This is a genomic window from Vibrio genomosp. F10 str. 9ZD137, assembly GCF_049974785.1.
Taxonomy (GTDB): Bacteria; Pseudomonadota; Gammaproteobacteria; order Enterobacterales; family Vibrionaceae; genus Vibrio.
On sequence record NZ_JBNGCJ010000595.1, the window covers coordinates 1 to 5,556 of the forward strand.

General features: G+C 44.9%; 6 protein-coding genes. 1 reads left to right on the forward strand and 5 read right to left on the reverse strand.

The window, feature by feature from the left end:
• The coding region (locus ACP45E_RS14420; RefSeq protein ID WP_069585163.1) for a 1-phosphofructokinase family hexose kinase at window positions 1-762 on the reverse strand (762 nt) is incomplete at its 3' end.
• A gap of 14 nt (window positions 763-776) precedes the next feature.
• Window positions 777-1,964 carry a fused PTS fructose transporter subunit IIA/HPr protein gene (fruB, locus tag ACP45E_RS14425; protein ID WP_017039019.1) on the reverse strand — a complete coding sequence of 396 codons (1,188 nt, stop codon included), beginning with the start codon at window positions 1,962-1,964 and terminating at the stop codon, window positions 777-779.
• Window positions 1,965-2,212: 248 nt separating this feature from the next.
• Between fruB and cra the strand changes: the two genes are divergently transcribed.
• Window positions 2,213-3,193: a catabolite repressor/activator gene (gene cra, locus ACP45E_RS14430; RefSeq protein ID WP_017033774.1), complete on the forward strand. Its 981-nt coding sequence runs from the start codon at window positions 2,213-2,215 to the stop codon at window positions 3,191-3,193.
• Between the two features lie 251 nt (window positions 3,194-3,444).
• Here the strand turns inward: cra and ruvB are convergent, their stop codons facing one another.
• The 3 genes from ruvB to ruvC all read right to left on the reverse strand — a co-directional run.
• Complete coding sequence (gene ruvB / locus ACP45E_RS14435; RefSeq protein ID WP_017033773.1) at window positions 3,445-4,449, reverse strand: Holliday junction branch migration DNA helicase RuvB; 1,005 nt, start codon at window positions 4,447-4,449, stop codon at window positions 3,445-3,447.
• Between the two features lie 26 nt (window positions 4,450-4,475).
• Window positions 4,476-5,093, reverse strand: a complete 618-nt coding sequence (ruvA, locus tag ACP45E_RS14440) for a Holliday junction branch migration protein RuvA (protein WP_017039020.1) — start codon at window positions 5,091-5,093, stop codon at window positions 4,476-4,478.
• An 84-nt stretch (window positions 5,094-5,177) separates the two neighbouring features.
• The coding region (ruvC, locus tag ACP45E_RS14445; RefSeq protein WP_069585161.1) for a crossover junction endodeoxyribonuclease RuvC at window positions 5,178-5,556 on the reverse strand (379 nt) is incomplete at its 5' end.

Here is a 5,556-nt window from a genome sequence, read left to right on the forward strand (position 1 = left end):
GACTGTGCTCACCACCTTCATTTTGGGTGGTTTTGCATGGAGCCACTCGCCTTGATTTAGCCACATAACGCCATCCGCTCCCATTGAGATAACAATGTTCTCTATGTGCTTTTCGGCCAGCGTTTCTGCGGCGGTTCGACATTCGTCAGGATTCGATGAAGAAAGTCCCATAACCTGTGACAGTTCTTCTTCATTAGGCTTTATCAACCACGGGCTCGCATCAATGCCTTGAGCTAGTGCATTTCGGCTGCTATCAAAAATGACTTTTTTTCCCAATGAGCGCAGTTTTTTGATCCAACTTGCGCAAAGCTCAGGGGAAATACCGGGTGGCAAGCTTCCCGCTATCACGAAATAGTCATGATCTTCAGCTAAATCCAACAATGTTTTTTCAAACTCAAGTACAGCTTGAGGAGTCACTTCTACGCCCGGGAAATTGATGTCACTGACACTGCCCGATTGTTCAACCAGCTTGACGTTAATACGAGTTGAACCAGGAACCCGAACGAACTTGTCGGTTGCGCCAAGCTGTTCAAACAGCTGACAAAACACCTCTTGGTTATCAGTCCCTAAGAATCCGGTGACCGTGACCTCAGCCCCAAGCTCTGATAGCACCTTGGCCACATTAACGCCTTTACCGGCCGGGTGAAGTGAACCTTCATCGACCAGGCTTACCCCACCGGTATGGATAAACGATAAGTGCCCGGTAAGATCAAGCGCAGGATTCAAAGTGACCGTTACGACTTTGCTCGTTTTCGTTTTCATTGTCATCACTCTCTCTACCCTTCACCCAGACCGGATTGAATCGCTTTACCGATCGCTTCAATGGCTTGTTTTGAATCTTCCCCATCGGCGGTAAATTTGAGCGTGTAACCATGCTTAACCCCCAGTGAAATAACCTTCATGAGACTCTTCGCATTGACTTCCTCTTTGTCACCATTAAGGTTGGCGACTTTAATCGTCGACTCAAATTTTTTCGCTTCAGCGACGAGCATAGCGCCTGGTCTCGCGTGTAGACCGTGGGCATTTCGAATCGTAAATTCACCACTATTAACGAGTTCGCTATTCATTGGGTTCGACTCTAAGACCGCGTCACCTGACATATCTTCAGTTCGATTATCATCACGTACGAACAGCGCCACCAGCTGATCTTCTGACAGGGCAAACAGTGATTTTTGCTGCTTTGAAAAAACAAGTTCTGTTAATTGTTCAAGAACGGGTTGATGGAGATGATTACAAGCTGAAATAACCAGTAGGGCTTTCACTGGCTGATTGTTCATTTCAAATGGCTGTGCCGCTGAAACAAAAGCCATTCCTGTTTGATTCACCGAACAATCACTACTGACTAACCACAAACCATCGCCCAGAGAGGTTGGCGCTTTATTAATAACATCGGAAATAAATTCAGCGTCGACGCAGCCTTGATTACGCAGTAACCCACTGGCAACAGCACTCATCTGAATCATATCGGTCGCGGGAAACTCACGTTGAACAAGAGAAGCAGAAAATGAAAAACGGCTTTGGGCTTTGTCGCTTTGCACATCGCCATTCAAAATAGCGATCAATTGATCTTTGGTACTGGCTTGCTTGAGCAACAACTCAACATTTTCATTCGATAAAACATGGGTCAGCTGCTTCAATATGCCAAGGTGCTCATCAGATTGAGCAGCAATACCAATAGCAACATAAACGATATTTCCATCACCCCAGCTAATTCCCTGAGGAAAATGATGCATTGACACCCCTGTTTGTTGTACCAAACCACGTGTTTGAGTCGTTCCATGAGGGATCGCGATTCCATTCCCCAGGTAAGTGGAATGTTGAGCTTCGCGCTCCAGCATTCCTTCAACATAGCCATCTTCAACATAGCCCTTGCTAGATAAATCTGACGCTATGGCTTGGATAGCCTCAATCTTGTCATTAAAAGACTGGTTTAAAATGATGTCATCTATTGTCAATTCGAGCATGGTGGCTGCCTCAGGGTTATTCTATTTCGCTTGAAGCTGAATCGATTCAGCAATCATCTAAAAAAAACTAACAAAGAAATTCACATTATTTTCAATGTTAGCAAGAAACAGCACAGCTCTAAAAATTTAAGACTTTCAACTCTGCTGAATCCTTTCAGCTTTAATACTGAATCGATTCAGCGTATAATGCAACTCTTGCTTAACGTAAGATCGTATTTTTATGATCAATGGCACAAAAAGGATCCATAATGACGTTAGATGAAATCGCAAAATTAGCAGGGGTATCCAAGACGACGGCGAGTTATGTCATTAATGGTAAGGCCCAGAAATACCGAATTTCTCAAAAAACTCAGCAAAAAGTCATTGCCGTTGTTCAAGAGCATAACTACCGCCCTGACCACGCTGCATCATCGCTACGCGCAGGAAACAGCCGTTCATTTGGCCTAATTATCCCTGACTTGGAAAACACAAGTTACGCGCGCATTGCTAAAATCTTAGAGCAAAACTCTCGCAAAGCTGGCTACCAGATATTAATTGGTTGTTCTGATGACGATCCTGACACTGAAAAAAATGTCACCGAGGCACTCATATCAAGGCGCATCGATGCGCTTTTTGTCGCCAGCGCCCTTCCTGACGCCAATGATTTCTACTTAGCCATTCAACAAGCTGGTACTCCAGTCATAGCAATTGACCGACCATTAGATGACGAACACTTCGCTTGTATTGTCAGTGAAGACTATGATGCAGCGTTTGAATTAACCCAGTCGGTTATTGATTCCAACACAAAAAAGGTCGGACTTATTGGGGCGTTACCCGCTCTTAACATATCGAAAGAGCGCCAACTAGGGTTTGAATCCGCAGCGAAAGAAAGGAATGTCCAGACACTGTTTGGGTATGGTGAACACTTCAACCGACAAGACGGCTATGCTCAACTGAAACAATGGATTAAATCGGCTCAAATGCCCGATGCCATTGTAACGACTTCTTATACGTTGCTAGAGGGTGTGCTTGACGTGTTTTCAGAAAAGCCGGAGTTAATGACAAGAATAAAGTTAGCCACCTTTGGTGATAATCGTTTACTCGACTTTTTGCCTTTCAAGATAAACTCTTTGCCCCAGCAGTTTGATTTGATCTGTGACAGTGCATTAGAACAAGCACTCAACGCCTCACAAAAACGGTATAACCCCGGCGTTGAGCTTATTCCAAGAAAGATTGTAGTTCGTCGTTGATTGAGTAGTGAAGGCGCGTTTCACCTCATGAGTCAGTAACCCGTCGCTCAATATTACAACAAACACGAGAAAGACAAAGATCATACCGATGGCATAAACCGAGATGAAATTCATCACGTTCAGGGCTTGAGAAACATCCATAAAAAATCCAAATGCGTAAAAACATTTGGATTTTTACAGCCCTAGAGGATCGTTCAACCGATCACTTTAACGCAAGGGCGTGTTGATCGGTATTAAGCCCTAAGCTCTGTTTATTTATCGATTCCGAAATGCAGGTAAGCTCTGTCAGTTGCAATACGCCCTCTTGGAGTACGTTGCAAATAACCTTGTTGGATAAGGTAAGGTTCCAATACATCTTCAATGGTGTCTTTCTCTTCACCGATAGCCGCGGCCATGTTATCTAACCCTACCGGACCGCCACCAAATTTTTCCATAATGGCTAACAGAAGCTTTCTATCCATGTAGTCAAACCCTTGTGCATCCACATCAAGCATGTTCAACGCTTTGTCAGAAATCGCTTCACTGATATGGCCATCCCCTTTCACTTCCGCGTAATCGCGAACTCGACGCAACAGACGGTTTGCAATACGAGGAGTCCCTCTAGCTCGGCGAGCAATTTCCAAAGCACCTTCTGGCTCCATAGAGAGATTCAAGCAATTCGCACTGCGCTCAACGATATACTGTAAGTCGGGGACTTTATAATATTCTAGGCGCTGAGTAATGCCGAAACGATCTCGTAGCGGGGAGGTCAAAGAGCCTGCTCGCGTTGTCGCGCCAATCAGGGTAAATGGAGGCAAGTCGATTTTAATTGAGCGAGCAGCAGGGCCTTCACCAATCATGATATCGAGCTGGTAATCTTCCATCGCTGGATACAACACTTCTTCGACCATTGGGCTGAGTCGATGAATTTCATCAATAAAAAGAACGTCATTCTCTTCTAGGTTCGTCAACAAAGCCGCCAAGTCCCCTGCTTTTTCCAATACAGGTCCAGAGGTGGTTCGAATGTTCACTTCCATCTCATTGGCTACAATATTAGCCAGTGTTGTTTTTCCTAAACCAGGTGGGCCAAAAATAAGCAGATGATCAAGAGGCTCATGTCTTAACTGGGCCGCTTTGATAAAGATTTCCATTTGATCTTTAACGTGATCCTGCCCTCTATAATCAGCGAGTTTTTTAGGCCGTATTGCCCTATCAATAAGTTCTTCTTCTTTAAAAACTGGGCTGTCAGGGGCAATCAAACGATCGGCTTCAATCATAACGTGTAGAATTCCTATAATGTGCCTTAAACCATAGATTTAAGTGCATCACGGATAAGTTGTTCACTGGTCATATCATCACGGGCAATCTGTGAAATCACTTTAGACGCTTGTACGGGTTTATAACCCAGTGCCAATAATGCACTCACGGCTTCATCTTGTGCACTTTGAGCGCGATGAACAGGTCCTGATTCCGAAGGCGCGGCATCCGTCGCTGGAGTAAATAGATCGCCAGCTCCCCATCCTTTCAAACGGTCTTTCATTTCAACAACCAAACGTTCAGCGGTTTTCTTACCAACGCCGGGAAGCTTCACTAATGTGGAAATATCTTCTCTTTCAACCGATGAAACAAACTGGCTTGCTGACATGCCTGATAGAATACCTAGCCCCAATTTCGGGCCGACACCATTGGCTTTAATGACTTCTCTAAAAAGGGCGCGCTCCTTCACTGTATTAAAACCATACAAAAGTTGGGCATCTTCCCGCACAACAAAATGAGTATAGATAATGGCTTCTTCACCCAGCTCAGGAAGTTCATAAAAACAGCTCATTGGCATTTGAACTTCGTAGCCAATACCGTTGACTTCAATTAATAACTCTGGAGGCTGTTTTTCTATCAGTAAGCCGCGAAGACGTCCAATCACACTCGATTCCTTTAAGACAATATTATCTAGCGATGATAATAAATAACTGGATGGATAGCCAGTAAAAGATAGGGGGCTAAAATGTTAACGATAACGACCTTTTTTAGCACTCGTCGCTTTGCCAGCCAATGCAGCCAACGTTTTATTGGTATTGGCATGACAGATTGCTACGCCCAGCGCATCCGCTGCGTCGGCTTGAGGTCTTGCTGGTAGTTTCAGCATGTGTTTTACCATGTGCTGCACTTGTTCTTTATCGGCCCCACCGGTACCCACCACCGCCTGTTTTATTGAACGCGCTGAATACTCGAACACAGGTAAATCTGCGTTCACCGCAGCGACAATGGCACAGCCTCTGGCCTGTCCTAGTTTAAGCGCTGAATCTGGGTTTTTCGCCATGAACACTTGCTCGATAGCAAACACCTCTGGCTGAAACTGAGTGATAATCTCTGAGATCGGAAGAGCG

Bases quoted from the DNA above. Each gene is read 5' to 3' on its own strand.
- fruB (WP_017039019.1), bottom strand. From the start codon at position 1,964: ATGCTCGAATTGACAATAGATGACATCATTTTAAACCAGTCTTTTAAT.
- cra (WP_017033774.1), top strand. From the start codon at position 2,213: ATGACGTTAGATGAAATCGCAAAATTAGCAGGGGTATCCAAGACGACG.
- ruvB (WP_017033773.1), bottom strand. From the start codon at position 4,449: ATGATTGAAGCCGATCGTTTGATTGCCCCTGACAGCCCAGTTTTTAAA.